The sequence below is a fragment of the Dellaglioa sp. CoH-55-MRSF-8 genome (assembly GCF_056782195.1).
Map to the genome: position 1 here is coordinate 1 of NZ_JBXAYH010000029.1, position 805 is coordinate 805.

Sequence of the window (805 nt, forward strand, 5' to 3'; positions counted from 1 at the left end):
GCCTTGGACCTGACTTGGCTAGTCCCCAATTGATTAGTTGACCTCAACACGTGGAAAATCTACACTAGCGACACACAGGCCGAGCCCGGGACACAAATTGCGGTCGGGGTAATCAGCCCCTCCTACGATTTTTACGAGGTCACAACGTTGGTGCGCAGGGCTGGACTCGAACCAGCGACACCCGGATTTTCAGTCCGGTGCTCTACCAACTGAGCTACCCGCGCATGTTTGGCTCCGGTGGCTGGGATCGAACCAGCGACCCACGGATTAACAGTCCGTTGCTACTACCGCTGAGCTACACCGGAATTGAGTCAGATAGACCGGGTAACAACTTCGTCCGGCTCACTATCTGATTCGTACTACTTAACTGATGATACCAATCAGGTCGCCTTCGAGGCACACCTTCAGCTCTTCACCATCTACTTCTACGGTTGCAGTCGTCATTGACGTGATAACCGTGTCACCTACCTTAACGCGCAGAGGACGGATCGAACCGTCGCGCAGGATATGTCCTTCGCCTACGGCCACCACAACACCACAATCAGAATTGTCTGCCGTACCCGGAATCACGATACCACCAGATGTGGTCTGGTCCGAAATTAGCGGACGGATAACAACCTTGTCGTAGAGAGGCGTAGTTGCCATTTAGGATTCCTAAGAAACTGGTGGAGTCGGGATGGATTCGAACCTCCGCGTCCCGCTAGGGGAACGGGCTCTACAGGCCCGCGCCTTCGAACAACTCGGCCACGACTCCAGTGAATTAAAATTGGTGATTGTGGGGGAGACCCGAACAACCACAGCGTCC

At 54.4% G+C, this 805-nt stretch carries 1 protein-coding gene and 3 tRNA genes; all 4 read right to left on the bottom strand.

Annotated elements, in window-relative coordinates:
- Window positions 1–148 precede the first annotated feature (148 nt).
- The 4 genes from AC1RPW_RS07700 to AC1RPW_RS07715 all read right to left on the bottom strand — a co-directional run bounded on the left by AC1RPW_RS07700 (window position 149) and on the right by AC1RPW_RS07715 (window position 754).
- Window positions 149–224, bottom strand: a tRNA-Phe gene (locus AC1RPW_RS07700).
- 5 nt (window positions 225–229) lie between these two features.
- Window positions 230–305 (bottom strand) — tRNA-Asn (locus AC1RPW_RS07705).
- A gap of 58 nt (window positions 306–363) precedes the next feature.
- Window positions 364–645: a co-chaperone GroES gene (locus AC1RPW_RS07710; RefSeq protein WP_481769397.1), complete on the bottom strand. Its 282-nt coding sequence runs from the start codon at window positions 643–645 to the stop codon at window positions 364–366.
- Window positions 646–663: 18 nt separating this feature from the next.
- Window positions 664–754, bottom strand: a tRNA-Tyr gene (locus AC1RPW_RS07715).
- Window positions 755–805 lie beyond the last annotated feature (51 nt).

Bases quoted from the DNA above. Each gene is read 5' to 3' on its own strand.
- AC1RPW_RS07710 (WP_481769397.1), bottom strand. From the start codon at position 645: ATGGCAACTACGCCTCTCTACGACAAGGTTGTTATCCGTCCGCTAATT.